This is a genomic window from Thiohalorhabdus sp. (assembly GCF_036628635.1).
GTDB lineage: Bacteria > Pseudomonadota > Gammaproteobacteria > Thiohalorhabdales > Thiohalorhabdaceae > Thiohalorhabdus.
Genome location: NZ_JAZKRM010000001.1, coordinates 122,091 through 148,400 on the forward strand (window position 1 = coordinate 122,091; position 26,310 = coordinate 148,400).

Genomic DNA, 26,310 nt, shown 5'->3' on the forward strand with positions numbered 1-26,310 from the left:
ACGCGACCTTCCGAAATAGGGCAGCCTGCGCCGCGGACGACCAAGGCGGGGAGACTTACTCCCAGGTCGGCTATCCCCCTCATCCAAGGATGGTGCTTGTGGGAGGGGCTATCAGCCCCGACACGTATTGTAGGCCCTTCCTGTCGCGGCCAATGCCCGCTCCCAAAGGACCCGAGCCCGAATTCCGGCCGTACTTCCTGACCGAACTGGATTGGATTCGGATTTCTGGGCATGCGGGACGGAATTGACCCGTTTGGCTGGGGCGACTTCGGCGAGGGAGAAGCCCGAACGAGCCCCGCGGTCGAGGGCTACGCCGGGGCTGCCGAATCCAGCCGGATGCGCAGCTGCGGCTGGTCGGCGCCTTCCACCACCCCGGCAAGCCACTCCCCGCTCCCGGTGGCGGTGCCTTCCGGAGTCAATTGGAGGATCAGGCGGGTGTCGGGCTCGAAGCCCAGGGGATCACCGGCCAGCTGAAGGAACCGGCTTGGGCGAACCGCCACCGGGCTTACCGCCACCGGCAGGCCGTCGTGGAAGATCATGACCCATGACTGGTTCCCGGCGGCCCTCGGGGGGATGGATCTCATTGCGGCTCTCCTCGGTGCCCACCGGCGGGGTCCGGTCGGCGGTCACGTTTGGGATGATTTGTGGCCGTTGCGCCGAGGGCGCCGACCCCCAGGAGCGGGGTTGTCGTACCAGCCGCGAAGCTGGTGCAGGGTCGCCCGGGCCCCGGCCCGGTCCGAGGCCTCCCGGACCAGCCGGGCCAGGCGCTTCAGGTTGGCCCGGGCCTTGGCCGCCCAGGCCCGGCGCTCCCGATCGGCCTCCCCTTCGGAGTCCGGGGAAAGCCCGGGGCCGTCGGCGCTCGCTAGGGCATCGCGCTTGGTCAGCGCGCTGCGGATGTTGCGAAGGTGCCGGTTCCAGCTGTGTCTATCCCTGACCATGGGCCGCCTCCTTGCGGGCGAGCCGGCGGAAGGCCCACCAGCCGCCATCGGCCTTGCCCGCCAGCTCCAGCGTTAGGCTCAAACCATCGGCCGTGTGCAGGATCAGGTCCTCGCCTTCCAGACCTTCGCCCCTGTCGGCCAACATCAGCAGCTCGCCTTCGGCCGTTGCCCGGCCCCAGCCGTCCCGGTTCCAGCGCAAGGGGTGGTGTACCAGGGAAACCAGCCGGGCCCCCTGGAAGAGGTAGCCCTTAACCTCGAACAGGTTGCTCATTGCCCGCCCCCAGCAAGGCCCGGGTGTGCCGGGATGGCGAAGGGAACCGGGCTGACATCGGCAAGCGGCGAAGGATGGCATGGGTCGCTCTCTCCTGGGCGTTGCGCCCTGGTTATTGGTGACCCTGCCTATATTGTGCGTATTGGGCCCGGCGGACTATCCGGGTAAATACGGGGCGTTTTCAAGCCGGTCGGAGCGTCCTTGCCGGGAAGGCTAGCGCGGCAGTGGGATGAACTCGGCGAAGGAGCGCACCCGGAGCTTGTCCATGATCCGGGCCCGGTGCTCCTCCACGGTTCGGGGACTCACGCCCAACCCCCGCGCCACCTCCTTGGTGGTCAGGCCCCGGGCCAGCTTGCTCAGGACCTCCCGCTCGCGCAGGGTCAGCGCCTCCAGGTTGATCGGCTGCCCCGGGTCGGGGGCGTCGGTAACATCCTGGGCGATGCCGGATAGGGGCACGATCTCGCCGTCGGGATTGCGTCCCACCGATCCCTGCAGCCCCAGGGTGCGCTCGCCGCCGTCGGGATGCTGGACCCGGATATCCAGCAGGAGGGGGACCTCGCCCTTTTGGGCACGCTCCCCGGCCTCCCGGAAGGTGTCGGCGTCGTCGGGATGCAGCCGCTCGCTTAGGGTCTCCAAGGAAGCCGGGACGGAACCGGGCTCCAGCCCCAGAAGCCGGTACAGCGCCTCCGACCAGTGGTGACGATCGTTGATCAGGTCCCAGCTCCAGTGGGCCAGGCCGGTATCGGCCAGGGCCTGGCGGATGGCCTCGCCGTCCCACCGGGCCTGCTGCTCCCGCTCCCGGCGCTCGGTGATGTCGGCGAAGGCGAGCACGGCGCCCTCGACGCCGCCGTAATTGCCTTCCATGGGGGAGGCGAAGACCTCCACCGGCAGCGTTTGGTCATTGGCCCGGCAGAACCGGTCCTCGTAACCCAGCTTGGGGGAGCCCGACTCGATGATGCCCCGCACCGACCAGAGACCCCGGCCCCCTCGGGGCGCCTCGTCCTGGGGGCGTGCCAGGGCCTCGGAGGCGTCTCGCCCCAAGAGCGGGTCCGCCGACTAGTAGCCCAGCAGCTCCAGGGCCATGGGATTGACGAAGGTGATCCGTCCCTGCCGGTCGAACGCCATCACGCCCTCGCCCAGGCTCTCCAGAAACCGCTCGCGCTGGGCCCATGCCGCCCGCAGCTCGCGGGTGCGCTCGGCCACCCGCTTCTCCAGGTGATCCCGCTCGCGCTGCAGGGCCCGCTCCGCCTGGCGGCGCTGGGTGACGTCGAACAGGGCGAAGCGGAAGCGCGGATCGTCGGGATCGGTTTCGGGGGCCACCACCGCCTCTATGCGCACCACGCGCTCCGGATCCGGGGCGCCGTCCGCCAGGGTCAGCTCCTCCACCAGCCGGCCCATGTCCGGAGCCAGCGAGCGCCGGAACAGGAACCAGGCGTCCTGGTCCGCCGGCGCCACGAAATCGGCGAAGTCGGCGCCCTCCACCCGGGTGCGGGGGGCGTCCAGGAGGTCCTCGGTACGCAGGTTGGCCTGCTTGATGCGCCCCTTGCCGTCGAGGATGAGGTAGCCCACCGGGGCCCGCTCGAACAGGTCGCGATAGGCATCCCGGGTACGGGTAAGCTCCGCCTGGGCCTCGCGCAGCTCCTCGTTCTGGACCCACAGCTCGGCTCGGTGGAGCTCGAAGTCCTCCACAAGCTCCCGGGTCTCCTCGCTTTCCAGGTCCTCGAGGCGGGGATGGCTCCGCCTCAGCCGCCGCCGCCCCTTCTCCCGCAGATCGGGATCGAGCCAGGGACGATCGCCGCTGGAATCCTTGGTCATTGATCGGCTTCTCCTGGGGTGCCGGTGGGTGCTTCGGCGAGGTCCATGGCGAGCAGGATCATCGTTTCGCCCTCGGTCTCCTTCGCCAGCCTGCGGCCATTGAGGAGCAGTCGCGCGGGCCCCTGCTCCCCGAAATCGGCGGCGAGCTCGAAATCCCGGAAGCTCTGCTGCGCCGGCAGAACCTCCTCCAGCAGGGAGCGCAGCTCGGGGTGGTCCCATTGCCCCTCGCCCAGCTCGAACAGGGACGCGCCCTCCACCGCCGCGGGGGTCAGGGGGAAGGCCCGGTAGAAGCTGTCATTGGCGGACACCACCCGCAGATCGGGGTCCAGCACCAGCAGCGGCTCCCGCACCGTCTCCAGGATGGCCCGGAAGAAGGCCTCGCCGCGCTCCAGGCGCTTGGCGCTCTGGATGTCCTGGAAGGTGCAGACCAGCCCCTTGATGACATTCTGGGTGGTCCGGTAGGGGAGGATCCGGAGCAGGTACCAGTGGCCGGCGTGGGTCTGGACCTCCACCTCCTTGGGGCTCAGGGTCCGTAGGACCTCCTCGCCGTCGGCGGTCAGATCCTGGTAGCGCAGATCGGTGCTCATCTCCGACACCGGCCGGCCGACGTCGGTTTCCCGCAGGGCGATCAGGTTGCGGGCGGTCTCGGTAAAGCGCTTGACCCGCAGGTCCTCGTCCAGGAACAGGGTGGCGATCTGGGTGCTGTCGAGGAGGTTCTTGAGGTCGTCGTTGGCCTCGGAGAGCTCGCTGACCCGGGCCTCCAGCTCGACGTTGACGCTGCGCAGCTCTTCGTTGAGGGACTCCACCTCCTCCTTGGAGACCTCCAGCTCCTCGTTGCTGCTCTGCAGCTCCTCGTTCATGGACTGCAGCTCTTCGTTCAGGGACTGGGGCTCCTCCACCGCCACCTGCTTGTCCAGGCGGGTGGTCTCCAGCTCCCGCTCCAGGCGCGCCGCCTCGCCGCTGTCCGGTTCAGCCGCCTCTGCCCCTGCGGACTCTCCGGGCGCGCTCGCCGGTTCCGGAGGGTGGCCTGCGGCGGCGCCCTCCCCGCCCGGCTCCGATGGCCGGAAGGCCACCAGCCGCAAGCCCCGCAGGGGCGGCGGCGTGAGGATGCGCTGGACCTCCACCCGCACTGCTTCGCTGCGGCCGTTGGTCTGGACCTCCAGGTCTGCTCCACGCTCTCGGCGGTGCCGCTGGCCACCTCCCGCAGGGCCTGGCTCAAGGGCGCCCGCAGGCCGGGTCGGGCCATCTCCAGCAGCTGGTTCTGGGCCGGTCCGCTGGCGGGCTCCAGGAACTGCCCCGTGCGGCCGTGGATGTAAACGACCTCGCCGCGGTCATTGACCAGCACCGCCGGGGGCGCGAAGCGCACGGCCAAAAGCCGCTCCACGCTGTGACTGAAGGCCTCTCCGGCTCCGCCGGAGGGGGCCGTCGCGGGTCCCTGGAAGGCGGTGGCGCCCTGGCCCCGTTTGCGCACGGGCATCTCCGGCAGGGGGCCGACCTGTTTCTGCGCCTTGTTGCGGTAGATACGCCAGCCGCGGTTCTCCCCCTGGAAGGCGTCGGTGAGCTCGTCGGGGGTCTCCGAGGGTCCCAGGAACAGGACGCCCTGCTCCCGCAGGGCGTACCGGAACAGCGGCAGCAGGCGGTTTTGAAGGTCCCGCTCCAGATAGATCAGGAGGTTGCGGCAGGAGGCCAGGTCCATGAAGGTGAACGGCGGGTCCTGGAGGGCGTTGTGCTCGGCGAAGACCACCATGTCGCGGGGGCCTGGCTGACCCGATAGGCGCCCTTCTCGGCCACGAAGAACCGCGTCAGGCGCTGCTGGCCGACGTCCTCGGCGATGCCGCTGGGATAGCGGCCGATACGGGCCGTCTCGATGGCCTCCTGGTCCACGTCGGTGGCGAAGATGCGCACAGGGGGCGGGGACCCCCACCGGTCCAGCCATTCCCGTACCAGGATGGCCAGGGTGTAGGCCTCCTCGCGGGTGGCACAGCCCACCACCCAGGCCCGGAATTCGCGCTCCCCGGCGGCAGCGGCGGCGAGCCGTTCCCGCAGCGGGTCCTGGCTGAGGACCTCCCACGCCTCGGGGTCGCGGAAGAAGTTGGTGACGCTGATGAGGATCTCCTTGAACAGGAGATCGCTCTCGGCCGGATTGTCCCGCAGGTAGCCCAGGTACGCCGCCGGATCCTCCAGGCGATGGACGGTCATCCGCCGCTCCAGGCGCCTCAGCAGGGTGCTGCGCTTGTAGCCGGAGAAGTCCTGCCCGGTGCGCTCGCCGACCACATCCAGGATCTCGGTGAGGGTGCTCTCGGGGACCGCCAGGGGCGCTTAGCCGGGCCCGGTCCGTTGCTCGGCGGCGGTGCGCCCATAGGCGACGAGCGCGGCGGGCATGTCCCCGGGGGGGTGGAGGGCGTAATCCACCATGCCGGTGGCGATGGCCCTGGCCGGCATGCCGTCGAAATCCGCGGTTTCCGGGTCCTGGGCCATGACCATGCCGCCCTGGGAATGGATGACCTTGATCCCCAGGGTGCCGTCGCTTCCCGTTCCCGACAGGAGGATGGCCACGGACCGGAATGCCTGCTCGGCGGCCAGGGAGCGGAAGAAGGTGTCCACCGGATGGGGCGGACCCGGGCTCTTTTCCGCCCCCGCCGCTGCCCCCGATTCCCCCTCCGGGGTCTGCTGCACCAGCTTGCCGTCGCGGAGCAGCCAATCCCCACCGGGGCGGGCCACGTAGACGTGGTCCGCGGCCACGGCCAGGCCCTCGATGGCCTCGCGTACCGGCAGCGGGGACCGGTCCGCCAGGAGCTCGGGCAGCAGACTCGGCTGGCTGGGGGGATGGTGGGTGATGACGAAGAAGGCCATCCCCGGCTCGGCCGGCAGGCCGGCGAGGAACGCCCTCAATGGGTCGAGGGAGCCGGCGGAGACGCCGATGCCCACCACCGTCACTGGTTCGCTGGTCGGGGTGACCTCAGGGGCGTCAACGGGCATGGGGCACCTTGTGCGCTCGGGAATCGGGTCCTTTCTGGGATCCCTCGGCCCGCCCGGCGGCCGTCCACTATCCCATGCTCGGGGAGGGCTGGCGACCCCGGAGATCTAAGATTTACGGAGGATGCCCCCGAAACCGGCCCGCATTCAACCGGCAGCGGAACCCGGCCACAGCTACCGGATCTCCTCGGGGAGCATGTGCCGGACCTCCTCGGCCTCGCCTTCGGTGATGCGGCTTTCCAGGACCTCGAGCAGGACCCGGCTGGCCGTTTCGGGGTCGTCGAAACCAACGGCGTCCAGCTCGGCTCTCACCCGCGCCAGGGAATCCGCCTTTAATACCCTCGACCGTGGAGCCATCGCCCGCCCAGATAAAGGCCGCTCAGGGCCAACAGGCTGCCCCCCACCAATAGCCCCAGGACCAGGGCGTACCACCATCCCCGGTTCGCCGCCAGTACCGGCGGATCGAGGTGATGGATACCGCTCTGAAGCCACCGGTCCCAGCGCTGCGGGTCGGTCACCCGCCGAGCCACTTCCCCGGTATGCGGGTCGAGATAAAGCCGGGCGCCCTCCGGGCGGTACAGCCGGACCCGCAGAACCGGCCAGCGCAGGCGCTCCTCCCCCAGCCGGACCCGGCGACCCGGGTAGTAGTAGGCGTCAGGGCGGCGGAGCCACTCCGCCCGGGCCACCGCCCCTTGGCCCAAGACGCGCTCTACCGCGGCCACCAGAGGGCCCCGGCCCAGCCGCCCTCGCACCTCGACCGGCCCTTGAGCGGCTACCAGGCGGGTGGCGCCTTCGGCGCCGTGGGCCACGTACCAGGGCCGCTCCCCGACCTGGACGAGCGCCAGGGCCCTGGGGCTCAACCCGCTCCCCTTAAGGGCGGTTACAGCCTCCGACGGCGTGCGGGTAAAGGCGGCCAGGTCCAGCCCGTCCCCGGGCGCCAGGTCCTCGGGAAGGGCCGGTCCATTACCGGGCCAGCCCCACGGGTCCACCGCCAGCATACCGCTCAGGCTCCACCCGAGAGCGAACAGGCCGAAGACCAGGCCGAGGTAATGGTGCCAGGCCTGGGCCCCGTGGAAGCGCCAGGGGATCAAGGGCCGGCGCCGGATCAGCCCCAGCAGGCCGATGACCAGACCGCTCAGGCACACCACGATCCCGGCGCCGGCCAGGGTGACCACCACGCCCTTCCACAGGGCATGGTTGGCGCGAAGCCAGGCGGGATAAAGGCGGTGGGCCACCGGGCCGGCGTAGGCCCACCAGCGCTCGGGCCGGGCCACCTTCTGGACGATCTCGCCGGTGCGTCCGGAGAGATAGGCCACGGTGCCGCGGCCCTCCTCCAGGGCCACCCGGTGTAGGGGGCGATGGCCCCGGTACCGGGCGTCGAAGGTCCACTGATCGGGCCCTTCCAGCCCCTCGAGATGGCGGGGGCTGTCAGCACCGGTGCGGGCGGCTACCAAATCCTCGGCGGCGGCCGGGCCGATGGGCGGGGCCCGCCCGCCGGTGTCGGCGAAGATGCTTCCCCAGCGGCCGTGGGTCTGGAAGTTATAGACCGGGCGGTCGGAGCGGCGGACCACCCACGCGGCATCGGGGTCGGGCCCGCCGCCACCCCGGGACCAGGCAGTGGCCGGCGCCACCTCGGCGGCCTTGCCAGCCAGCGGCGGCGGCGCCGCAGCGATCCGGTCCTGCCGGTCGTGGGCGGGGAAGGCCACGAAGACGGTGACCAACCCCGACAGGAACCACACGGCGAACACCGGGGCCAGCAGGGTCCCCAGGTAGCGGTGGGCCAGGAGCAGGCCCTTGACCCAGGGCCGGAGGGTTCGGGTGTGGGGCATGGGCCCTTCCGGCGGCTGCGAAGCCCTCGGAATCAGGCGTAGAGGCCCGTGCTCAGGTAGCGGTCCCCCCGGTCGCAGCCGATCGCCACCAGGGTGCCCTGCCCGATCTCTTCGGCCACCTTCTGCATGGCCACAGCCGCCCCCCCGGCGGAAAGACCAAGGAACAGCCCTTCCTCGCGGGCCAAACGGCGGGCCATGGCCTCGGCCTCGGATTGCTCCACGCGCAGGATACGGTCCACCCGGTCGCGATCGTAGATACCGGGCAGATAGGCCTCGGGCCAGGCACGGATGCCCGGAATCCGGGAGCCCTCCGCCGGCTGGGCCCCGACAATTTGCACCCCGGGGGCGGTCTCCTTGAAGAATCGGGAGCACCCCATGATGGTCCCGGTGGTGCCCATGGCCGAGATGAAGTGGGTCATCTCGCCGCCGGTATCGCGCCAGATCTCGGGGGCCGTCCCCTCGTAGTGGGCCCGGGGATTGTCGGGGTTGGCGAACTGGTCGAGCTTCACCGCCCCGGGATCATCGGCCAGCATCTCGCCGGCCCGGTCGATGGTCCCCTCCATGCTCTTCTCGGCGGGGGTCAGCTCCAGCCGGGCGCCGTAGGCCCGCATCAGCATCTTGCGCTCCTCGCTGGCGTTTTCCGGCATCACCAGGGTCAGGTCATAGCCGCGCACCGCCGCAACCATGGCCAGGGCGATGCCGGTATTGCCCGAGGTAGGCTCGATGATGCGGTCCCCTGGCGAGAGCTCGTTCCGCTCCTCGGCACCCAGGATCATGGCCAGTGCCGGACGGTCCTTGACCGAACCCGCCGGGTTGTCGCCTTCCAGCTTGATGAACAGGCGGACGGGTTTGCCCGCGGGACCGATCCGGCGCAGCTCACACAGGGGGGTATTGCCGATCAGGGCTTCCAGCTTGGGCATTAGAGCGTTAACCGATAAGGGATGGGTTGGTGCAAGCGGCCGAGGCCGGGGGTTCATGCCCCCGCGGCCTTGACTCGTCTGTGACTCCGGCCTTAACCCGCCGCATTCAGGCGCTGCAGGTGCTGCCGAGCCATGGGATCCCCCTGCTCGGCAGCTTGCCGGTACCAGCGTCGGGCGGCTTCCGTGTCCACGCCGATGCCGATGCCCTGCTCCAGGAACTCGCCGTAGCTGCGCTGGGCGGTGGCCAGGCCACCCTCGGCGGCCCGGCCCATCCAGTGTGCGGCCTGTTCCGCATCCGCCTCGACCCCTTTGCCGCGCAGATAACGGTTGGCCAGGTGGCGCTGGGCTCGGGCCTCCCCGGCCTCGGCATCCTCCCGGAGCAGGCGAACCTTGTCGGCGTCGTCGGACAGCGGCAAAGGATCGGCCTATTTCTGGGTGGAATGGCCCAGGCGCTCGTCCACCGATTCCACCTTTTCGCTGAGGCTACCGGTAGCCCCCTTCTGATAGTCCATGGTGAGCACGGTGTAGAAACGCTCGCTGTCGGATTCGGCCAAGCGCTCACAGTCCTTGATGAGCTCGAAAATGGCGTCGAGGTCGCCCTCGATCTGCGTGCCCATGGCGGTAAGGCGGTAATCCAGCCCGCTTTGCTCGATACGCTCGACGATCCGGGCGATCAAATCCCCCACGTGGCCATCGGCGTGGGTCAGCGGGATTACCGAATAGTTAACCGTGTAGGCCATGTGGGTCTCCTCCATTCCGGGATTGGGTCGGCGTAGGTGTACATTTACAAAGCGCTCTCGCCCACCTCTTCGGCCTCCAACGGCAGCGATCCATGATCCATCGGCCTCAGCAGGCGGCGGCGCTGATCATCGCCTCCGCTTTCATGTTTGCCCTGACCGGGGCGACCGTCAAGGCGGCCTCGGCGGCGCTTCCCTATACCGAGGTGGTCTTCTTCCGCAGCGCCCTGGGCCTGATCGCCCTAAGCCCGTGGCTGATGCGCGGGGGGCTCCAGGGCCTGACCACCGCTGCGCCGGGCCTCCACCTTTTCCGGGGCCTAAGCGGTGTCGCCGCCATGTACTGCTTCTTCTTTGCCCTGGGCCACCTGGAGCTGGCAACGGCCGTCCTGCTCAACTATTCGGCGCCGCTATTCATCCCGTTTATCGCGGCCATTTGGCTGGGCGAGCCGGTGCCGCGCAGGCTGCGCTGGGCTATTCCCATCGGGTTTGTGGGGATCGCCCTCATCCTCAAGCCAGGACTGTTCCTTCCCACCGGCGGCGGGCGGCTCAACCTGGCGGCCCTGATCGGGGTGGCGGCGGGTATGCTGGCGGCGGTTTCCTTCGTCACCATCCGGCGCCTTCACCACAGCGAGCCCACCACCCGCATCGTGTTCTATTTTGGGGTAATCTCCACCATCATATCGGCAGTGCCGCTGGTGTGGACCTGGCGCACACCGGATCCGGCCCTATGGGGCCTTCTTGCCGGCATGGGGGCCAGCGCTACCGGCGGCCAGCTCCTGCTGACCCGAGCTTATGCCCTAGCCCCGGCCGCCCAGGTGGGTCCATTCACCTACAGCGTGGTGCTTTTCTCGGCGGCCCTGGGATGGGCCTGGTGGGAGGAAGTTCCCGGCCCGTGGGCGGTTCTGGGCACCCTGCTGGTCGTGGTGGCCGGGGTCCTGGCCATCCAGCACCGCAGGCCCAGCGGCGCCTCCGCCTGAGCGGGCTTTCCCGGCTACCCGCCCGAGGGTTACCTTAATGGGAAGGTTTTTCGCCCAAGGCCCGGTTGAAGGCACGGGCCGGCGCCCCGAACTTAGGGCCCGCATCCATCACTCACCCGTCCACCCCATCGGGGCGAACCAAGGAGGGCACGGCCATGACCACCCCGACCGAAGAGGAAATCAACCAGCACATCCGGGACCGGATGCCGTTCGACAACCCCTATCCGGAGTCCGAGGCGCGCGAGCAGTACCACGAGTTCGGCCTAGCCCCGGTGGAATACACCTGCGAGTGGCCCGAAGAGTATGAGCACGCCCCGCCTGAGCCGTTCATCGAGTTATTCTGGGATCACGACAACAACCTGTGGGCGCTGCGCCGGGCCTACGAGGACGGCGTCGACGATACCAGCACCATGTGGCCCTTCAGTTATCTCGAGGAAATGGAGCAAAAAGAGGTCCGCAATTTCCTCTGGAAGCACGACGTGGAGGTGTAACCCCTGCCTGCCCTCGCTCTCGAGCTTTCCCCGCCTCGAGCAAAAACGCCCCGGCTCCAGGCCGGGGCGTTTTTGCGAGTAACGGGTGTGCTTTACAGGTAGTCGCCGATCTTGCTCTCGAATTCCGGGAAATACTTGGCGATCACCATTACATCGAATTGGCCCAGGATGGCCTGAGCTGGCTCACGGTCCAGCAGGAAGCGGAAGGCAGCCTCCAAACACTCCTCGGGGGAGCGACCGGGGCATAGCTTCTCCTGCTGCTGAGGGCTCATGCCAACCCGGTGCTTGGTCGGAGCACCTCCCTGGTTGACCGTAACCTCGAACTCGTTACCGCCTGCGGCGTTCACCTCGATCATGGCCTACCCCTGGTGCCCTGAAACGGTTCGGGAAATTGGCGGAGGGGGAGGGATTCGAACCCCCGGACCCCGAAGGGTCAGCGGATTTCAAGTCCGCCGCATTCGGCCACTCTGCCACCCCTCCTCAGTCAAGCCGATCCAGATTGGTAGGGGGGAGCGCTTTAGCGGGCCTCCCTCAAATGGGTCGTTGCCCGATTAGGCAAGGGGGAGCCGGTAGGCCGTCCTCCGCCACCTTCCCATTGGCGGGAAGTCCCTGATGAAGGACAGCCTAGCTGGCTCGATGGCAGCCAAGGATAGCCTACAGCCCGGCACGGTGTCGACGGCTGCCCAAACGCTGCTTGCCCCCGTAAGCCGTGGTGGGAAGCAAGGAAGCCGGATCCTGGGGTGCAGCCCATGCCGCCGAGCCCCAGGCGCCTAGGCCGAGGCCCCGCGATCCCAATCCCCCCGCTGGATCGCCGCCACCAGGCCTTCGGCTCCCGCTTCCAGGAGGTCCAGGGCCAGGGCGAAATCCGACCAATCGCCTTGATAGGGGTCGGGCACCTCGTCACGGTTCCCGGAGGCGTATTCCAGGAAAAGCCGAACCTTGCGGCGGTCCGCCGCATCCGGGGCCAATGCCTGCAGGTCGGCCTGGTTGCCGCGGTCCGTGGCGAGAATCAGGTCGTGGAGCCGGAAATCCACCACCTCCACCTGCCGTGCTCGCATGCGGCTGAGGTCGTAGCCGCGGCTGCCGGCCGACATGCGGGCCCGGACGTCCGGCCCTTTGCCAACCTGATAGTCGCCGGTTCCGGCGCTGTCCACCTGGACCCGATCACCCAATCCGGCCTCGTCCAGCTTCCGTGCCAGGATCCCCTGGGCCATGGGAGAGCGGCAGATGTTGCCCAGACACACAACCAGTATGCGCAGATGGGCTGGGTCGGTCATGATCGGTTCCCGGTTGTTGGGTTAACGCCCAAGGCGATAGCTGCGCCGCCACCGCTTCTTGGGTCGGTTTTCACACTCCCAGGGCCCGGGTCTCCAGTTCCTGGATCCGGTCCCGGAGCTTGGCGGCTTCCTCGAACTCCATATTGCGGGCCTTCTCGAACATCTCGTCGCGCAAGCGTTTGACCTCCCGATCCGCTTCCTCCGGCGAAAGGGTATCGAAGGGCCCCTTGCCCTCCGCGGTCTTCTTGGGGGCGGGGCCGGTGTAGCCGCCCTTCTCCGGGACGCCCTCCAGAATATCCGCGATTTCCTTCTGCACGGTCTCCGGGGTGATGCCGTGGGCTTCATTGTAGGCCTGCTGCTTATCGCGCCGGCGTTCAGTCTCATCGATGGCCCGGCGCATGGAGCCCGTTTCGTTGTCGGCGTAGAGGATGGCTGTCCCCTGGAGGTTGCGGGCAGCCCGGCCGATGGTCTGGATCAGGGAGCGATCCGAGCGCAGGAAGCCCTCCTTGTCGGCGTCAAGGATGGCCACCAGGGAGACCTCGGGCAGATCCAGGCCCTCGCGCAGCAGGTTGATCCCCACCAAAACATCGAACCGGCCAAGCCGCAGGTCCCGGATGATCTCCGAGCGCTCCACAGTATCGATATCGGAGTGCATGTAGCGCACCCGCACCCCCATCTCCTCCAGGTAGCTGGTCAGGTCCTCGGCCATGCGCTTGGTAAGGGTCGTCACCAGGGTGCGCTCGCCGGCCGCCACACGCTCGTTGACCTCCGACAGCAGGTCCTCCACCTGGCTGGTGGCCGGGCGCACCTCCACCGCCGGATCCACTAGGCCGGTGGGCCGCACGATCTGCTCCGCAACCTGGCCGGAGTGCTCCCGCTCGTAGGGACCCGGCGTGGCCGATACGAACACCGTCTGCGGCATGAGGCGCTCGAACTCTTCGAATTTCAGCGGCCGGTTGTCCAGCGCGGAGGGCAGCCGGAAACCGTAGTCCACCAGGGTTCGTTTGCGCGACAGGTCGCCCTTGCACATACCCCCGATCTGGGGAATGGTCACGTGGCACTCGTCGATGATCATGAGGGCGTTATTGGGCAGGTAGTCCAGCAGCGTCGGCGGCGGCTCGCCCGGGTTGCGCCCGGAGAGGTAGCGTGAATAGTTCTCGATGCCGGAGCAATAGCCCAGTTCCTGCATCATCTCGATGTCAAATTTGGTGCGCTGCTCCAGGCGCTGGGCCTCAAGCTCACGGTTCTCCGAGCGCAGGTACTCCAGCCGCTCCTTGAGCTCTTCCTTAATCCGCTCGATGGCCTCCAACAGCCTCGCCCTGGGGGTCACATAGTGGGTCTTGGGGTAGACCGTGATGCGCGGCAGACGGGCTGTGACCTCCCCGGTGAGGGGATCGAAGGTGGCCAGGCCGTCCACCTCGTCGTCGAACATCTCGATGCGCACCGCCTCGGCCTCGTTCTCGGCCGGGAACACCTCGATGGTATCGCCGCGCACCCGGAAGGTGCCGCGGCGCAGGTCGGTCTCGTTGCGCTGGTACTGGATCTCGGTGAGCTTGGTGATGACGTCCTTCTGATCGACCCGGTCGCCTTCCCGCAGGTGCAGGATCATGCCGTGGTAGGCGCTGGGGTCGCCCAGACCGTAGATAGCGGACACCGAGGCCACGATGATGGCGTCCTCGCGCTCCAGCAGCGACTTGGTCGCCGACAGCCGCATCTGCTCGATGTGCTCGTTGGTGGAGGCGTCCTTCTCGATGAAGGTATCGCTAGAGGGGACATAGGCCTCGGGCTGGTAGTAGTCGTAGTAGGAGACGAAGTACTCCACGGCGTTGTCCGGGAAGAACCCCCGGAACTCGGCGTAGAGCTGGGCGGCCAGGGTCTTGTTGGGGGCCATGATCACCGCGGGCCGACCCAGGCGCTCGATGACCTGCGCCATGGTGTAGGTCTTGCCCGAGCCGGTAACGCCCAGCAGGGTCTGGAAGGCCTCGCCGTCTTCGAATCCGGTCACCAGGTCCTCGATGGCGGTGGGCTGGTCGCCGCTGGGCTCGTAGGCACTCTGGAGATGGAAGGGATTGCTTTGCATGGATAAGAAAGTTTTCAGTTTTAAGTATTAAGTTTTAAGGGACAACGGGCTTGTCAGGGTACAGGTCTGTTCCCGGAATGGGCACGGCCGCTTGGGCCTCATCGGCTTTTTTTGGCGACCGGGCATCGGCCCACCCGTCCTTAAGGGGGCTTGCCAAATGGCGGTTAGGGCGCAGTTGTGCTAGGTTTGCGGCTCGGAAATCCATGCCTGCCCACGGAGTCGCCGCGCCTTGGACCTTCGCCTTTCGGACCGCGTTCAGCGCATCCAGCCCTCGCCCACCCTGGCCGTTACCGCCCGAGCTGCAGAGCTGCGGGACCAGGGCCGGGACATCATCGGCCTCGGTGCGGGCGAGCCCGATTTCACCACACCGGAGCCCATCCGGAGAGCGGCCGCTGAGGCGGCGGAGGCCGGGCACACCAAATATACCCCGGTGGACGGCATCCCCGCCCTCAAGCGGGCCATTATCGACAAGTTCCGAGCGGATAACGATCTGAGCTACGCCCCGGAAGAGGTCATGGTCTCCTGCGGCGGCAAGCAGGTGGTATTTAACCTCGCCCTGGCCCTGCTTCAGGAGGGCGACGAGGCGGTGATCCCGGGACCTTACTGGGTTAGCTATCCGGACATCGTCAAGCTGGCCGGCGCCGAACCGGTGACCATCCCCACCGATGATACCGCCGGGTTCAAGATCACCGCCCACCAGCTGGAAAATGCCCTCTCCGACCGCAGCCGGCTGCTGATCCTCAACAGCCCGGCCAACCCCACCGGTGCGGTGTACACCGAAGACGAGCTGCAGGCCCTGGCGACGGTCATTCGCAACCAACCTCAGCTGGTCATTCTGACCGACGACATCTACGAAAAGATCCTTCTCGGAGCCTTTCCCTTTGCCAATATCCTGAGCGTGGCCCCGGACCTCAAGCAGCGTACGGTGGTCCTCAACGGCGTCTCCAAGGCCTTCGCCATGACAGGCTGGCGCATCGGCTACGCCGGTGGGCCGCGCGGTCTGATCGGGGCCATGAAGAAGCTGCAGTCGCAAAGCACCTCCAATCCGGCGGCGGTGAGCCAACACGCCGCCCTGGCCGCCTTAGAGGCCGACGACGCACTGATCCAGCCCATGGTGGATGCCTTCCGCGAGCGCCACAATTACGTGGCAGAGGCCCTCAATACCCTGCCCTATGTCTCCTGCCGGCGGGCGGAGGGGGCCTTCTACGTTTTCCCCGCCTTCCATGAGGCCCTCAAGGCCTTGGGCCTGGAAGACGACCTGGCCCTTGCCACCCATCTTCTGGATACCGCCGGTGTGGCCCTGGTCCCGGGCAGCGCCTTCGGCGCACCGGGCTACATGCGCCTTTCCTTCGCCACCGACCTGGACAGCCTGCGCCAGGCCATGGACCGGCTCCATCGGGCCCTGGCAGGCTGAAGTCGCCGGAAGCCACTTTCGAGACCTGCGCCATGACCCGTTCCCCCGAATTCGAGTCGGACCCCGTACCGGACCGCGAGGAGTTCTTGGCCGACGTTCTGGCGGGCCTGAGCCGCGCCCCTTACGCCCTGTCGCCCAAATACCTCTACGACCAGCGCGGCTCGGAGCTCTTCGATCGGATCTGCGAGCTGGAGGCCTATTACCCCACGCGAACCGAGCTAGCCATACTGGAAGCCCAGGGCCCAGCCATGGCGGAGCGGATCGGACCCGACGCCCTGGTGGTGGAGCTGGGCAGCGGCAGCAGCAATAAGACCCGGGCCTTGCTGGACCACCTGGATCGACCCGCCGCCTACATCCCGGTGGAGATCGCACGGAACCACCTCGGGGATGCCGCCGAGCGCGTCCGGTCCCAGTATCCCCATATGGAAGTGGTACCGCTGTGCGCCGATTATACCCGAGCCTTCACCCTGCCCCGCCCGGCAGCCCCCTTCGCCCGGACCCTGTTCTATTTTCCGGGCTCGACTATCGGCAATTTCGATCCACCCGATGCCCAGGCCTTTATGGCCCGGCTGGCCGATCTTGTAGGACCGGGCGGCGGGCTGCTGATCGGGGTCGATCTGGTCAAGGACGCGGCCATCCTGGAAAGGGCCTATGACGATCCCGAAGGGGTTACGGCGGCCTTCAATCGCAACCTGCTTACCCGCCTCCAGCACGAGCTGGAGGCCGACCTGGATCCGCAGGCCTTCGTCCATCGGGCCACCTTTAATGCGGAGCTGGGCTGCGTCGAGATGCACCTGTTGAGCCTGCGTCGGCAATCGGTCCGCGTTGGCGGTCAGGAGATCCCCTTCGACCTAGGCCAAAGCCTTCGCACCGAGCGCTCCTACAAATACACCTTGGCGGGGTTCGAGGCCCTGGCAGAGGAGGCGGGCTGGACGGTGGAAGAGGTATGGACCGACCCGGACCGGTGGTTTAGCGTCCAGCTCCTGCGGATTCCTGGCGAGGGATCCGAGCACGGCTGATGGCATTCCGGTGGCCAACCGGCTGTCGAGCTTGGTGGCTGGTATGAATGGGCCGGCGGGCTCCGGTCGCTAGCGCCAATGGGGGTTACCGTTTTTGCCCTAGCAGACAGCGGGGTGATTGCCGGTATCCTGGCAAATCAAGGGGGGAGGACAAGCGGCTCATGGCCTTTCGTATCGAGCACTCCAAATCCCTGCCCATGCTGATTCTTTATGGGTTCGGCGTGGTCTCGGCGCCGCTGATCGCCGCTCTCGTCTACGGTGCAGTGCACATGGGTCGGCTGGCGGACCAGAGTAAGGAGGCGGTGCATCAGGCGGTGCGCGCAACCGAGCACGCAAACCGTGTTACCGGTCAGAGCACCACCATGGAGCGCATCGGCCGGCAGTACCTGCTTTGCAAGATGAGGGCCTTCACGCCGCCTTCCGACAGGCCCATGACCGCTTTCGAGCCACCGTGACCGATCTCCAGGGCATGCCCCTCGGCGACACCCAATACGGACTGGTCCGGGAGCTTGTTCTGGCCGAACAGGCCCTTTTCGACCACCTCCAGACGGCGGAGTCCACCTCGGCCAACCAGCGGGAGGTGGTTTCGACCTTCCTGGGCCTAAATGCCAAGGCGGAACAGCTTGTCCGGCGCAGCAATGCCCTGAACAATCAAGAGGTGGACACCCTCCGCCGGGATGCTGCTCGCAATCAGCGGGTGCTATTCTGGCTGGCCGCCTCTCTGATCCCCCTTTCCCTCGCCTCGGCCGGCGTATTCACGGTCCTCATCGCCGGTCCTATCCACCAGGTGGACCACTCCATCCGCCAGTTCGGCGCGGGCGATTTCGGGCAGCCCGTCCGGGTTTCCGGCCCCCAGGACCTGGAGTACGTCGGGGATCGGCTCGACTGGCTCCGGCGCCGGCTGGGTGAGCTGGAGCAGGAAAATACCCCCTTTTTGCGCCATGTCTCGCACGAGCTCAAAACCCCCCTCACGGCTTTCCGGGAGGGGTCCGAGCTCATGGACGAGCGTTCGGTGGGCGAGTTTAACTCGGACCAGTCGGAAATCGTGCGCATCATCCGGCGAAGCACCGCCCAGCTGCAGCAATTGATCGAGAATCTGGTCAACTTCAGCTACGTCCAAAAGGGGGCGCCCGAGCTCAGGTTGGCCAAGGTGGATCTGCTGGCTCTGGTACGGCAGGTGGTGGAATCCCATGAGCCAGCGATCATAGCCAAGGAGCTAGCCCTGGAACTGGATGTGGACCACCTGGTGATTACCGGCGAGGAGGAAAAGCTCAAGACCGTTATCGACAATCTGATGGCCAACGGTATCAAGTTCTCCCCGGAGCAAGGCTCCGTCCGGATAACCGCCAAACGCCGGGAAAACCAGGCGGTGATCGATGTCAACGACAGCGGCCCGTGGATCAGGCAGCAAGATTCGCCCTGGGTTTTCGATGCCTTCTTCCAGGGGCCGGACCGGGGCGAAAGCCATGTCAACGGCTCTGGCCTGGGGCTGTCCATCACCCGGAAATACGTCACTGCCCATGAGGGCAGCGTCCGGGTCGTAACCGGTCAAGGGCACCGGGGGGGGGCCACGTGCAGATAACCTTACCCATGGAGCAGGACCGGGTGGCCGCCTGAGCCCAAAGGTCCGCAAGGCGTCTCCGGCTGCCGTGGCAACGGTGATGGTGACCCTCCTTACGGCGTGCGCTACTCTTGGAAGGGCTCCCCCAGGCGACGGGCCCGGCGACCTGCTGGCCTTTTACCATTATGCGGCGACCCTGGAGCCCGAAAGCCGGCGGGCCACCTACCTGCGATTTCGCAACTGGGTGCGGGAAGACCGGTGCGAGCCCGACCGAATTCGTCTGGCCATGCTCGTCATGCAGGCGGAATCCGGTCCCGCTGGCGAGATGAAAGGGGGTCAGGTTCTAAAACCTTGTTTGAATAACGGCGACGAGGCCCATACTTACCTCGGCCACCTGGCGCTGTTGCTCGACAGGCAGATTCGGCTGCAAAATCGGGTAGACCGACTGGTTTCCAAGTGGGGTCAGTTGGTGGAACGGCGGGAAGAGCTGGAAGCCGAACGGGATGAGCTGACCCGAGACCTAATTCGGGCCACGCGGCGATACCGCACGGTTGAAGACGAGCGTGACAAACTCAGAAAGCGGGTCGATTCCCTGGAAAAACAGCTCGACGCTTTGAAGAATATCGAGCGCAGCATCCGTCAGCGGAACTGACCCCTAAACATTGGTAATGGCCATGGAGCGTTCCAACCGCATCCTTCTGGTGGACGATGATCCCGGCCTGTTGCGACTGCTCTCCATCCGTCTCAAATCCGCCGGGTACCAGGTGGCCGCGGTGGAAAGCGGCCACGAAGCGTTGGCCAACCTTGCCGCCGTGCGCCCCGATCTGGTCATCACCGACCTGCGCATGGACGGCATGGATGGCATGGCCCTGTTCGATCACATTCGGGAGCAGCACCCCACCCTGCCGGTTATCATCCTTACCGCTCACGGCTCCATCCCGGACGCCGTTGCCGCCACCAAGCGGGGCGTATTCAGCTTCCTGACCAAGCCTTTCGACAGCAGCGCCCTGTTGGAGCAGCTGGAAAAGGCCCTGAGCATCTCCGGCGGCTCCGAGCCTTCGCCGCAGGAGGATGCCGCGGCCGAGTGGCGCTCCGACATCATTACGCGCAGCCCCGCCATGGAGGATGTCCTCGGTCGGGCGCGCATGGTGGCGGACAGCGATGCCAGCGTGTTCATCCAGGGCGACTCCGGCACGGGCAAGGAGCTCCTGGCACAGGCCGTCCACAAGGCCAGTCCGCGAGCCGGGAAACCGTTCGTCGCCATCAACTGCGGCGCTATTCCGGAAACCCTGCTGGAGTCCGAGCTCTTTGGCCACAAGAAGGGCGCCTTCACGGGGGCCACCTCCGACCAGAAGGGCTTGTTCCAGACCGCTGACGGCGGCACGCTGTTCCTCGACGAGATCGGCGACATGCCGCTGGCCCTCCAGGTCAAGCTGCTTCGGGTCCTGCAGGAGCGCCTGGTGCGCCCGGTGGGCGCCACCGAGGGCTCCCCCGTGGATGTTCGCATCATCACCGCGACCCACTGCGACCTAGCCGATGAAATGGCGGAGGGCCGCTTCCGGGAAGACCTCTATTACCGGCTCAATGTGGTGGCCCTGGAGTTGCCGGCGCTATCCGAACGCAGCGAGGATGTTCCCTTGCTGGCCAGTCACTTTCTCCATCAGATCGCCGAGAAATACGACAAAGAGGTCAAGGACTTCGCTCCCGAGGCCATGGAACGGTTGGTCTCGGCGCCCTGGCCGGGCAATGTCCGCCAGTTGTTTAATGTGGTGGAGCAAGTGGTGACTCTGTCGCCCACTCCAATCATCTCCGAGGACCTGATCCAACGGGCCCTCAACGAGGACCCCGAGGACCTGCCCTCCTTTGCCGATGCCCGGAGCAAGTTCGAGCGCGACTATCTGATCCGGGTTCTGCAGATGAGCGGCGGTAACGTTAGCCAGGCAGCCCGGCTGGCGAAGCGCAATCGCACCGAATTCTACAAGCTGCTAAACCGCCACCACCTCGACCCCGCCCTGTTCAAACAATCGGCTCGGGAGAACTGAGCGACCAAAAGGGGGTAACTGTAGGTTCCATCCGATGTGGGCTCCCATTGATGGGTGGAGACGACAGGGCATTGCGGGCCCCCGTTAGCGGAGCAGCGGGCTCAAGTGTCGGAAACCACCGCCCACTCGGAGGCCTCGGCCTCCTCCCGGGCAATCTGGGCGTGGACATCGAAATCTCGCTGGCCGCGCAAGACCAGCCGGGCGGTCCGGACATGAGCCAGCTGAGGCAGGGTCGCCATCAGCGTGGGCACGGCGATGGTCGCCGCCTCCTCCAAGGGATAGCCGAAGGCGCCGGTGGATAGGGCCGGGAAGGCGACCGAGCCTAGCTGATAGTCGTCGGCGAGGTGGAGGCTGGCGCGGTAAGAGCGGGCCAAAAGCTCGGCGGCGGACTCATCCTCGCCATAGACCGGGCCGACGGTATGGATGATGTGATCCGCGGGGAGCTGGAAGCCCTTGGTAATCTTGGCCTCCCCGGTGTCGCAACCGCCCAGGGGCCGGCAGGCCTCCCACAGCTTGGGACCCGCCGCCCGATGAATGGCCCCGGCAACCCCCCCTCCCGGCGCCAGGGCCTTGTTGGCGGCATTGATCACGGCGTCCGTTTGTTGAGCAGTGATGTCACCGCGCGTGATCTCCAGGCAGCGATCCTCCAGGCAAATACGCATGAGATCGCCCTCCAGGGCCTTCTTTCAATCGTGGTTATGCCCGGTTATGGGCCCTTGTGAAAACAGCTGCTCTCGAAGCTCCTTATCCATATCGGGATCCCGCCGCCGTATCCACTCCAGAACCATGGCCGCGTGCTCCTTCTCCTCATCCCGGTTGTGGGCCAGGATCCCCCGGAGCTCATCATCCTGGGCCGCCTCCACTCGCTGGTGGTACCAATCCACCGCCTCCAGCTCCTCCATCAGGGAAACGATGGCCCGGTGCATATCCTTGGCCTCTTCGCTGAGTCGGCCTTCCGGCTCGTGGTATCCCTCACTGGCCATGCGTCGCTCCTTCCAAGTTCGAAAGCCGGACTTCCAATCTATCAGGACTGCCCTCGGTGACCAACGAAACGGGGGCTCCCAAACGGACCACATTGGCCTATCCTGGACCAATGACCACAGCTATCGCCCTTGCCGTAATCGTCGCCACCCTGGCCCTCTGGGCCACCAGTCTCCGCGCCCGGGAGCAGGCGCTGGGGGCCACCAAGCGCGCCTGCCGGGAGCTTGGGGTCGAGCTCCTGGACGAGACCGTGGAGCTCTCCGGCCTGGGCGTGGAACGGGACGTGGCCGGAAGGGTGCGCCTGAGGCGGCGCTACAACTTCGAGTTTACCCCCGACGGCCATACCCGCCACCTCGGATGGGCCGTGGTCCTGGGCGCCCGGATGGATTCCCTCCAGTTCGACCTCCCGGAGGGGTTGACCATCATCGAGCCGGGAGCCGGGCGGGACTACGGGGTTCGAGCCTAAACGGAACAGGTCGCCGGGGTGCCCCCCGGCGAGGAGGCAGCCATGGTGAACCGGGTATTGGCGGGCCTGGCTACAGCCCTCCTTGTGGCCGGCTGTGCCAGCAGGGTTCCCGAGGCCATCCGGGAACCGGTACCCAGGTCACCGGAGCCGGCCGAAGTGCGAAAGGAGCCCGGTGCCCATGTGGGAGCCCAAATCCGGTGGGGTGGCACCGTCGCCGCGGTCCATAACCGACAGGCACATACCCGCCTGGAGGTGGTCGCCCGGCCGCTGGCCAGCCAGGGGCGGCCTCGTCCCGAAGCTGCCTCGGCCGGCCGTTTCCTGGCCGAGGTTGAGGGCTTTTTGGACCCGGCCGTCTACTCCCAGGGGCGGCGGGTTACCGTTACCGGCAGGCTTGCCGAGCCCGAAACCCACCCCATCGGCGATTACCCCTACCGGTTTCCGGTGGTGCAGGTGCGGGAGCACTATCTGTGGCCCCAAGACAAACCGGAGCGAAGTCCGAAACCGCGTTACTGGTATCGGGACCACTGGTACCCTTATTATGGACCTCATCATCCCTACTGGTATCCCTGATGATGCGTCTAGCCTTGGCCGTAATTCCCCTCCTGCTGGTGGCCGCTTGCGCTTCTCAGCCTCGTTTCGATACCAACGACACCATGCTCAGCGTCACCCCCGAGGATGCGGTTGCCGATATGGACCGCCTGAAAGGCATCCGGGTCCTTTGGGGCGGGGTCATCGTGGCCGCCCATAACCGGGAAAAAACCACGCGGTTGGAGATCCTGGGGTATCCTCTGAACGGACGCCAGCACCCGGTCACCACCGAGTCCCCCCAGCGCCGGTTCCTGGCGGTCAAGGAGGGTTATCTGGAAACCGCCGACTACGCCCAGGGACGCCGGGTCACCGTGGCCGGAACCCTGACCGGAACGCAATCGGGGCGGGTTGGTGAGGCCACCTACACCTACCCGGTTGTGCGCATCGAGGACAGCCACCTCTGGCCCAAGGCGGAATCTCGCCGCCAGGAGCCCCGCTTCCATTTCGGCATCGGAGTGCTTTTCGGCAACTGAGCCCGGATCGGGGTCAGCTATCCCCTTCGGTCGGAAGAGCGGTTTAGCGGGCATCGGCTTGGCTGGCCTCGCCTGTTAGACTCCCCCACATGCTGCAATTGACCAATCTTACCCTGCGCCGGGGCGCCAAAGAGCTGCTTCATGGCGCCAATCTCTCCGTCCACGCTGGTCAGAAGGTGGGCATCGTCGGGGCCAACGGCACCGGCAAATCCAGCTTGTTCGCCCTTATTCGGGGGGAGCTGGAGACCGACACCGGCTCCGTTACCACGCCACGGGACTGGCAAGCGGCCTGGATGGCCCAGGAGGTCCCCGCCCTCGATCAGCGCGCCATCGAGTACGTCCTCGACGGCGATACCGAGTTGCGGCGGTTAGAGGCCGAGCTGGAGGAGGCCGAAGCCGCTGGTGACGGCTCTCGGCTGGGCGAGCTCCACGGCCGTCTCAACGCCATCGACGGTTATACCGCCCGGGCCCGGGCGGCCCGTCTCCTGAACGGCCTGGGCTTTGGTCCGGGCGAGGAGGAGCGACCGGTGGCGGCCTTTTCCGGGGGCTGGCGCATCCGCCTGAATCTGGCGCGAACTCTCATGGCCCGCGCCGACCTGCTCCTGCTCGACGAGCCCACCAACCACCTGGACCTGGACGCCGTTTTGCGCCTGCAGGATTGGCTGGCGGCCTACCCCGGCACCATTTTGCTGATTTCCCACGACCGGGACTTCCTCGACGCCGTGGCGGGCCACATCGTCCACTTCCGTGGCGGCGATCTGCGCCTTTACAAGGGGGGCTATTCGGATTTCGAGACCCAGTACGCCGAGGAGCAGGCCCAACGGCAGGCGGCCTACGAGAAGCAGCAGAAGGAGATAGCTCGCATCCAGCGCTTCGTGGACCGCTTCCGGGCCCAGGCCTCCAAGGCCCGTCAAGCCCAGAGCCGGCTCAAGGCCCTGGAGCGCATGGAGCAGGTAGCTCCGGCCCACGGCGAGGACCCCTTCCAGTTCAGCTTCCTCGAGCCGACTCGTCTGCCCCAGCCCTTGCTGGGCCTCAAGGGGGTGGCGGCAGGCTACGGCAAGGAGCCCATCCTTCGCGGCGTCAACCTGGAGCTATACCCCGGCGACCGCCTCGGTCTGCTCGGGCCCAACGGCGCCGGCAAGTCCACCCTGATCCGGCTTCTCTCCGGTGAGCTCGAGCCCGAATCCGGATCTCGGAATCCCAACCAGGGCTTGGCCGTGGGCTATTTCGCCCAGCACCAAGTGGACCATCTTGACCCAACGGCAAGTCCCATGAAGCACCTGAAGCGCCTTGACCCCGCGGCCAAACCGCAGCAGCTGCGGGACTTCCTGGGCGGCTTTGGCTTCTCCGGTGACCTGGCCTTGTCGGCGGTGGAGCCGCTCTCCGGGGGAGAGAAGGCCCGTCTGGCCCTGGCCCTGCTGGTCTACCGACGGCCCAATCTGCTGCTGCTGGACGAGCCCACCAACCACCTGGACCTGGAGATGCGGCGGGCCCTGACCCTTGCCCTTCAGGAATACACCGGGGCCGTGGTGGCGGTCTCCCACGACCGCCACCTGCTGCGATCGGTTACCGACCGCTTGTGGCTGGTGGACGGCGGCGGGGTAAACGCCTTTGACGGCGACCTGGAGGACTACCAACGGTGGCTACTTGCCCGCGAACGACCGCCCCAGCAGGGGCCGCAGCCCGCTGCGGAGCAGCAACCGGCCAGCTGGGAGGAACCCCGCCAGCGCCGCAGGGAAGCCGCCGAGCGTCGGCAACAGCTCCAGCCGCTCAAGAAGGAGATCCAGCGGCTCGAGAAGGAGCTGGACCGGCTTAGCCGGCGCAAGGCAGGGTTGGACCAGACCCTGGCCGATCCGGGCCTGTACGCCGAAGACCAGAAGGAGCGACTGGCGAGCCTGGTCGAGGAGCAGGGCCAGGTCAAAAAGGCGCTGGAAGACACGGAGGCCGCCTGGCTTGCCGCCAGCGAGGAATGGGAGGAGGCCGCCGGCTAGCCGAAATCGGATCAGCTACGGCTCCGTTCCGGGACTAAAATGGATGTCGCCGTAGAAAGCGGTCACCCGCTTGCCGGTATTGTCGGTGTCGGTCATCACGGCGACCGCATCGACCTCCCCTGCCTCCCCTCCGAACAATGCGCGGTAGTCGGCTGCCACGTCGCGGCGCTCGCGATGCCAGCGACCGGTTGCAGCGCCCTCGCCTCGGACGGCAACCATCCGGGCCTGATCGGTATACGCACTGCTCCATGTGGTACCCCGCGGCTGGGCACTGGACCAGACATAGCTGATGGTCTTCGTTCGCCAGAAGGCGATCCCACCCGAGAAGATCACGTAGACCCGCGCCGGATAGTCGTCGCCGCCCCGGGTGCGCTCTGCGGGGCTGCCCAGGTCAGCGGCCACCTTCCAGGACCACTCCAGATACGGGGTCCGGTCGAGGTCCACCTTGATCTCCCGGTAAAGCCCGGAGGCCGAACCGTTGCTGTCGGCCCGCACGACCTCCCGGCCGTCCTCGGTTACCAGCCGATAGGCGGTATGGCCGTCGAAGACCTTCTCCTGCCAGGCTTCGAGCCCATCCTGGGAAAAACGGCCCACCCATAACCGGTCGGCTGGCAGGGCCAGAGTTGCAGTCAGCAGAATACCGGCGGTCAAACCCCGCCAGGCGAAGCCAATGGCCCAGAGCCCCAGTGATTTGGTAGCCTTTTTGCGGTACATCACCTTCCCTTACCCGGGTCAGGAGCGACACCATGCCCCATATCGGGCTCCCCGCCCACATAATCGCCGACAACGCCCAGCAGGGCCGCCTGGCCGAGAGGCTGGAACAGATCCAGGGCTCCACTGTGGCCTACGAGGCCCTGGATGCCGGGGATTTCGTCCTCAGCGACGAGGTCGTGTTGGACTACAAGTCCGGGACTGACTTCATATTGGCTGTGGTGGAGCAGGACCTGTTCGAGACCGCCAACCGTCTCAAGGCCCAGTATTCCCGGCCTATCTTCCTGGTGGAGGGCGATTTCTTTACCCATCGCTTCCATCAGACGCCTTTCGATGTCCACTGGGCCATCTCCTACCTGACCGTGGTCCTCGGCATACCCGTTCTCTACACTCCCGAGGCCGAGCACTCGGCCATGTTCGTCTATGCCCTGGCGGTGCGGGCGCAGGGCGCCGCCACCGGGGAAGAATCGTGGCGCCCGGCCAAGCCGGAAACCCGCCGGGAAACGATTCGCTTCCTGGTGGAGGGCCTGCCGGGGGTGAGCCCGGAGCTGGCGCGGGACCTGCTCCGGCATTTCGGCACCGCGCGGGCCGTGTTCGCCGCCGACAAGGACGAGCTCCTGGCCGTGGCGGGCATGACCGACAAGATCGCCAGCCGCATCACCGATGTCCTGGACAGCAAGAAAGGGAAGTGAGTGGGGGTGAGCCGTTAGGCGTCAGGAGTAACGGCTGCGGGGGACTCTCCGCAGATGACGC

Annotated in this window: 33 protein-coding genes and 1 tRNA gene; 13 read left to right on the forward strand and 21 right to left on the reverse strand. The window is 66.8% G+C overall.

The window, feature by feature from the left end; all coding sequences use genetic code 11:
• Positions 1–308: 308 nt before the first annotated feature.
• The 14 genes from V5A19_RS00575 to V5A19_RS00640 all read right to left on the reverse strand — a co-directional run bounded on the left by V5A19_RS00575 (position 309) and on the right by V5A19_RS00640 (position 9,489).
• The gene (locus V5A19_RS00575) at positions 309–584 is read right to left on the reverse strand and encodes a hypothetical protein (protein WP_332317820.1); all 276 of its coding nucleotides are present in this window, start codon (positions 582–584) and stop codon (positions 309–311) included.
• A gap of 42 nt (positions 585–626) precedes the next feature.
• Complete coding sequence (locus tag V5A19_RS00580; protein WP_332317821.1) at positions 627–938, reverse strand: hypothetical protein; 312 nt, start codon at positions 936–938, stop codon at positions 627–629.
• The gene (locus tag V5A19_RS00585; RefSeq protein WP_332317822.1) at positions 925–1,209 is read right to left on the reverse strand and encodes a hypothetical protein; all 285 of its coding nucleotides are present in this window, start codon (positions 1,207–1,209) and stop codon (positions 925–927) included. Before V5A19_RS00585 ends, V5A19_RS00580 begins: the two co-directional genes overlap by 14 nt.
• A 213-nt stretch (positions 1,210–1,422) precedes the next feature.
• Positions 1,423–2,250: a LuxR C-terminal-related transcriptional regulator gene (locus V5A19_RS00590; protein ID WP_332317823.1), complete on the reverse strand. Its 828-nt coding sequence runs from the start codon at positions 2,248–2,250 to the stop codon at positions 1,423–1,425.
• A 15-nt stretch (positions 2,251–2,265) separates the two neighbouring features.
• Positions 2,266–3,024, reverse strand: coding sequence for a PAS domain-containing protein (locus tag V5A19_RS00595; RefSeq protein ID WP_332317824.1), 759 nt, complete (start codon positions 3,022–3,024; stop codon positions 2,266–2,268).
• Positions 3,021–3,929, reverse strand: coding sequence for a PAS domain-containing protein (locus V5A19_RS00600; RefSeq protein WP_332317825.1), 909 nt, complete (start codon positions 3,927–3,929; stop codon positions 3,021–3,023). The genes V5A19_RS00595 and V5A19_RS00600 overlap by 4 nt, the downstream gene beginning before the upstream one ends.
• Entirely contained in the window at positions 3,902–4,771 is an 870-nt protein-coding gene (locus V5A19_RS00605; RefSeq protein ID WP_332317826.1) for a CheR family methyltransferase, read from the reverse strand. Before V5A19_RS00605 ends, V5A19_RS00600 begins: the two co-directional genes overlap by 28 nt.
• Positions 4,690–5,298, reverse strand: a complete 609-nt coding sequence (locus V5A19_RS00610) for a CheR family methyltransferase (protein ID WP_332317827.1) — start codon at positions 5,296–5,298, stop codon at positions 4,690–4,692. Before V5A19_RS00610 ends, V5A19_RS00605 begins: the two co-directional genes overlap by 82 nt.
• A gap of 45 nt (positions 5,299–5,343) precedes the next feature.
• Positions 5,344–6,003, reverse strand: a complete 660-nt coding sequence (locus V5A19_RS00615) for a chemotaxis protein CheB (protein WP_332317828.1) — start codon at positions 6,001–6,003, stop codon at positions 5,344–5,346.
• A gap of 171 nt (positions 6,004–6,174) precedes the next feature.
• A complete protein-coding gene (locus V5A19_RS00620) occupies positions 6,175–6,312 on the reverse strand; it encodes a hypothetical protein (RefSeq protein ID WP_332317829.1) in 138 nt (45 codons plus the stop codon).
• 20 nt (positions 6,313–6,332) lie between these two features.
• Complete coding sequence (locus V5A19_RS00625; protein WP_332317830.1) at positions 6,333–7,829, reverse strand: PepSY domain-containing protein; 1,497 nt, start codon at positions 7,827–7,829, stop codon at positions 6,333–6,335.
• A gap of 32 nt (positions 7,830–7,861) precedes the next feature.
• Positions 7,862–8,749: a cysteine synthase CysM gene (gene cysM, locus V5A19_RS00630; RefSeq protein ID WP_332317831.1), complete on the reverse strand. Its 888-nt coding sequence runs from the start codon at positions 8,747–8,749 to the stop codon at positions 7,862–7,864.
• A 92-nt stretch (positions 8,750–8,841) separates the two neighbouring features.
• Positions 8,842–9,165, reverse strand: coding sequence for a tetratricopeptide repeat protein (locus V5A19_RS00635; RefSeq protein ID WP_332317832.1), 324 nt, complete (start codon positions 9,163–9,165; stop codon positions 8,842–8,844).
• A gap of 9 nt (positions 9,166–9,174) precedes the next feature.
• Positions 9,175–9,489 (reverse strand): MTH1187 family thiamine-binding protein, encoded by a 315-nt coding sequence (locus V5A19_RS00640; RefSeq protein ID WP_332317833.1) that lies wholly within the window; start codon positions 9,487–9,489, stop codon positions 9,175–9,177.
• A gap of 92 nt (positions 9,490–9,581) precedes the next feature.
• Here V5A19_RS00640 and V5A19_RS00645 point away from each other — a divergent pair, with 92 nt between their 5' ends.
• Both V5A19_RS00645 and V5A19_RS00650 read left to right on the forward strand, forming a co-directional pair.
• Positions 9,582–10,463, forward strand: coding sequence for a DMT family transporter (locus V5A19_RS00645; protein WP_332317834.1), 882 nt, complete (start codon positions 9,582–9,584; stop codon positions 10,461–10,463).
• 155 nt (positions 10,464–10,618) lie between these two features.
• Positions 10,619–10,954 carry a hypothetical protein gene (locus V5A19_RS00650; RefSeq protein ID WP_332317835.1) on the forward strand — a complete coding sequence of 112 codons (336 nt, stop codon included), beginning with the start codon at positions 10,619–10,621 and terminating at the stop codon, positions 10,952–10,954.
• A gap of 92 nt (positions 10,955–11,046) precedes the next feature.
• Here the strand turns inward: V5A19_RS00650 and V5A19_RS00655 are convergent, their stop codons facing one another.
• From V5A19_RS00655 to uvrB, 4 genes are all read right to left on the reverse strand, one after another.
• On the reverse strand, positions 11,047–11,310 hold the full coding sequence (locus V5A19_RS00655) for a hypothetical protein (RefSeq protein WP_332317836.1): 264 nt from the start codon (positions 11,308–11,310) through the stop codon (positions 11,047–11,049).
• Between the two features lie 36 nt (positions 11,311–11,346).
• Positions 11,347–11,434: transfer RNA gene (locus tag V5A19_RS00660), tRNA-Ser, on the reverse strand.
• A gap of 290 nt (positions 11,435–11,724) precedes the next feature.
• Positions 11,725–12,213: a low molecular weight protein-tyrosine-phosphatase gene (locus tag V5A19_RS00665; RefSeq protein WP_443081405.1), complete on the reverse strand. Its 489-nt coding sequence runs from the start codon at positions 12,211–12,213 to the stop codon at positions 11,725–11,727.
• An 88-nt stretch (positions 12,214–12,301) separates the two neighbouring features.
• Positions 12,302–14,311 (reverse strand): excinuclease ABC subunit UvrB, encoded by a 2,010-nt coding sequence (gene uvrB, locus V5A19_RS00670; RefSeq protein WP_332317838.1) that lies wholly within the window; start codon positions 14,309–14,311, stop codon positions 12,302–12,304.
• Between the two features lie 229 nt (positions 14,312–14,540).
• On the opposite strand from uvrB, the gene V5A19_RS00675 reads away from it, so the two are divergent.
• From V5A19_RS00675 to V5A19_RS00700, 6 genes are all read left to right on the forward strand, one after another.
• Entirely contained in the window at positions 14,541–15,725 is a 1,185-nt protein-coding gene (locus tag V5A19_RS00675) for a pyridoxal phosphate-dependent aminotransferase (protein ID WP_332317839.1), read from the forward strand.
• Positions 15,726–15,757: 32 nt separating this feature from the next.
• The gene (gene egtD, locus V5A19_RS00680; protein WP_332317840.1) at positions 15,758–16,744 is read left to right on the forward strand and encodes an L-histidine N(alpha)-methyltransferase; all 987 of its coding nucleotides are present in this window, start codon (positions 15,758–15,760) and stop codon (positions 16,742–16,744) included.
• Positions 16,745–16,905: 161 nt separating this feature from the next.
• Complete coding sequence (locus V5A19_RS00685; RefSeq protein WP_332317841.1) at positions 16,906–17,199, forward strand: hypothetical protein; 294 nt, start codon at positions 16,906–16,908, stop codon at positions 17,197–17,199.
• Positions 17,196–18,326: a sensor histidine kinase gene (locus V5A19_RS00690; RefSeq protein ID WP_332317842.1), complete on the forward strand. Its 1,131-nt coding sequence runs from the start codon at positions 17,196–17,198 to the stop codon at positions 18,324–18,326. Before V5A19_RS00685 ends, V5A19_RS00690 begins: the two co-directional genes overlap by 4 nt.
• Before the next feature lie 67 nt (positions 18,327–18,393).
• Positions 18,394–18,957, forward strand: coding sequence for a hypothetical protein (locus tag V5A19_RS00695; RefSeq protein ID WP_332317843.1), 564 nt, complete (start codon positions 18,394–18,396; stop codon positions 18,955–18,957).
• Between the two features lie 22 nt (positions 18,958–18,979).
• A complete protein-coding gene (locus V5A19_RS00700; RefSeq protein ID WP_332317844.1) occupies positions 18,980–20,347 on the forward strand; it encodes a sigma 54-interacting transcriptional regulator in 1,368 nt (455 codons plus the stop codon).
• A gap of 101 nt (positions 20,348–20,448) precedes the next feature.
• On the opposite strand, the gene V5A19_RS00705 is transcribed toward V5A19_RS00700, so the two are convergent.
• Entirely contained in the window at positions 20,449–21,009 is a 561-nt protein-coding gene (locus V5A19_RS00705) for a macro domain-containing protein (protein WP_332317845.1), read from the reverse strand.
• Positions 21,010–21,033: 24 nt separating this feature from the next.
• Positions 21,034–21,330 (reverse strand): encapsulin-associated ferritin-like protein, encoded by a 297-nt coding sequence (locus tag V5A19_RS00710; protein WP_332317846.1) that lies wholly within the window; start codon positions 21,328–21,330, stop codon positions 21,034–21,036.
• A gap of 110 nt (positions 21,331–21,440) precedes the next feature.
• Here V5A19_RS00710 and V5A19_RS00715 point away from each other — a divergent pair, with 110 nt between their 5' ends.
• From V5A19_RS00715 to V5A19_RS00730, 4 genes are all read left to right on the forward strand, one after another.
• Positions 21,441–21,794, forward strand: a complete 354-nt coding sequence (locus V5A19_RS00715; RefSeq protein ID WP_332317848.1) for a DUF3301 domain-containing protein — start codon at positions 21,441–21,443, stop codon at positions 21,792–21,794.
• A gap of 42 nt (positions 21,795–21,836) precedes the next feature.
• Entirely contained in the window at positions 21,837–22,364 is a 528-nt protein-coding gene (locus V5A19_RS00720; protein ID WP_332317849.1) for a Slp family lipoprotein, read from the forward strand.
• 14 nt (positions 22,365–22,378) lie between these two features.
• Complete coding sequence (locus V5A19_RS00725) at positions 22,379–22,855, forward strand: Slp family lipoprotein (RefSeq protein ID WP_332327669.1); 477 nt, start codon at positions 22,379–22,381, stop codon at positions 22,853–22,855.
• An 89-nt stretch (positions 22,856–22,944) separates the two neighbouring features.
• Positions 22,945–24,846, forward strand: coding sequence for an ATP-binding cassette domain-containing protein (locus tag V5A19_RS00730; RefSeq protein ID WP_443081403.1), 1,902 nt, complete (start codon positions 22,945–22,947; stop codon positions 24,844–24,846).
• Positions 24,847–24,861: 15 nt separating this feature from the next.
• Here V5A19_RS00730 and V5A19_RS00735 read toward each other — a convergent pair whose 3' ends face one another.
• A complete protein-coding gene (locus V5A19_RS00735; RefSeq protein ID WP_332317852.1) occupies positions 24,862–25,560 on the reverse strand; it encodes a DUF3047 domain-containing protein in 699 nt (232 codons plus the stop codon).
• Positions 25,561–25,592: 32 nt separating this feature from the next.
• On the opposite strand from V5A19_RS00735, the gene V5A19_RS00740 reads away from it, so the two are divergent.
• The gene (locus tag V5A19_RS00740) at positions 25,593–26,249 is read left to right on the forward strand and encodes an ERCC4 domain-containing protein (RefSeq protein ID WP_332317853.1); all 657 of its coding nucleotides are present in this window, start codon (positions 25,593–25,595) and stop codon (positions 26,247–26,249) included.
• Positions 26,250–26,310: the final 61 nt, after the last annotated feature.

Bases quoted from the DNA above. Each gene is read 5' to 3' on its own strand.
- V5A19_RS00575 (WP_332317820.1), bottom strand. From the start codon at position 584: ATGAGATCCATCCCCCCGAGGGCCGCCGGGAACCAGTCATGGGTCATG.
- V5A19_RS00580 (WP_332317821.1), bottom strand. From the start codon at position 938: ATGGTCAGGGATAGACACAGCTGGAACCGGCACCTTCGCAACATCCGC.
- V5A19_RS00585 (WP_332317822.1), bottom strand. From the start codon at position 1,209: ATGAGCAACCTGTTCGAGGTTAAGGGCTACCTCTTCCAGGGGGCCCGG.
- V5A19_RS00595 (WP_332317824.1), bottom strand. From the start codon at position 3,024: ATGACCAAGGATTCCAGCGGCGATCGTCCCTGGCTCGATCCCGATCTG.
- V5A19_RS00605 (WP_332317826.1), bottom strand. From the start codon at position 4,771: ATGGTGGTCTTCGCCGAGCACAACGCCCTCCAGGACCCGCCGTTCACC.
- V5A19_RS00615 (WP_332317828.1), bottom strand. From the start codon at position 6,003: ATGCCCGTTGACGCCCCTGAGGTCACCCCGACCAGCGAACCAGTGACG.
- V5A19_RS00625 (WP_332317830.1), bottom strand. From the start codon at position 7,829: ATGCCCCACACCCGAACCCTCCGGCCCTGGGTCAAGGGCCTGCTCCTG.
- cysM (WP_332317831.1), bottom strand. From the start codon at position 8,749: ATGCCCAAGCTGGAAGCCCTGATCGGCAATACCCCCCTGTGTGAGCTG.
- V5A19_RS00640 (WP_332317833.1), bottom strand. From the start codon at position 9,489: ATGGCCTACACGGTTAACTATTCGGTAATCCCGCTGACCCACGCCGAT.
- V5A19_RS00645 (WP_332317834.1), top strand. From the start codon at position 9,582: ATGATCCATCGGCCTCAGCAGGCGGCGGCGCTGATCATCGCCTCCGCT.
- V5A19_RS00650 (WP_332317835.1), top strand. From the start codon at position 10,619: ATGACCACCCCGACCGAAGAGGAAATCAACCAGCACATCCGGGACCGG.
- V5A19_RS00655 (WP_332317836.1), bottom strand. From the start codon at position 11,310: ATGATCGAGGTGAACGCCGCAGGCGGTAACGAGTTCGAGGTTACGGTC.
- uvrB (WP_332317838.1), bottom strand. From the start codon at position 14,311: ATGCAAAGCAATCCCTTCCATCTCCAGAGTGCCTACGAGCCCAGCGGC.
- egtD (WP_332317840.1), top strand. From the start codon at position 15,758: ATGACCCGTTCCCCCGAATTCGAGTCGGACCCCGTACCGGACCGCGAG.
- V5A19_RS00685 (WP_332317841.1), top strand. From the start codon at position 16,906: ATGGCCTTTCGTATCGAGCACTCCAAATCCCTGCCCATGCTGATTCTT.
- V5A19_RS00700 (WP_332317844.1), top strand. From the start codon at position 18,980: ATGGAGCGTTCCAACCGCATCCTTCTGGTGGACGATGATCCCGGCCTG.
- V5A19_RS00705 (WP_332317845.1), bottom strand. From the start codon at position 21,009: ATGCGTATTTGCCTGGAGGATCGCTGCCTGGAGATCACGCGCGGTGAC.
- V5A19_RS00710 (WP_332317846.1), bottom strand. From the start codon at position 21,330: ATGGCCAGTGAGGGATACCACGAGCCGGAAGGCCGACTCAGCGAAGAG.
- V5A19_RS00715 (WP_332317848.1), top strand. From the start codon at position 21,441: ATGACCACAGCTATCGCCCTTGCCGTAATCGTCGCCACCCTGGCCCTC.
- V5A19_RS00720 (WP_332317849.1), top strand. From the start codon at position 21,837: ATGGTGAACCGGGTATTGGCGGGCCTGGCTACAGCCCTCCTTGTGGCC.
- V5A19_RS00730 (WP_443081403.1), top strand. From the start codon at position 22,945: ATGCTGCAATTGACCAATCTTACCCTGCGCCGGGGCGCCAAAGAGCTG.
- V5A19_RS00735 (WP_332317852.1), bottom strand. From the start codon at position 25,560: ATGTACCGCAAAAAGGCTACCAAATCACTGGGGCTCTGGGCCATTGGC.
- V5A19_RS00740 (WP_332317853.1), top strand. From the start codon at position 25,593: ATGCCCCATATCGGGCTCCCCGCCCACATAATCGCCGACAACGCCCAG.